Raw genomic sequence first — 274 nt, 5'->3', positions numbered from 1 at the left:
AGGCACGGTATTAATGAACAGGCCGATCATTCGCTCGATGCCTTTGATTTCAGACGGCCTTCCGGAAATAACAGAACCAAAAACCGCATCTTCTGTCTGGTTATACGCCTGAAGCAAAATGCCCCAGAGCGTGTGAAAAATGGTGCTCAGCGTGACCTCTTCTTTCACGGCCAGATCTTTCAGCTTAGCTGTGTCCTCTTTTGAAAAGGAAAACGTCACTTTCTCTTGGCTGCTTTCGCCGGCTTTTTTCTGCTTCGGCAGAACAGTCTGCTGC

General features: G+C 48.5%; 1 protein-coding gene. It reads right to left on the bottom strand.

Annotated elements, in window-relative coordinates; all coding sequences use genetic code 11:
* Window positions 1-274, bottom strand: a 274-nt coding sequence (locus SB660_RS20440) for a condensation domain-containing protein (RefSeq protein ID WP_410584154.1), incomplete at both ends; no start/stop codon positions are given.

It is taken from the genome of Bacillus sp. SIMBA_005 (assembly GCF_046535585.1).
GTDB classification, from domain to species: Bacteria; Bacillota; Bacilli; order Bacillales; family Bacillaceae; genus Bacillus; species Bacillus pumilus.
This window is presented reverse-complemented; position numbering and strand designations above follow the sequence as displayed.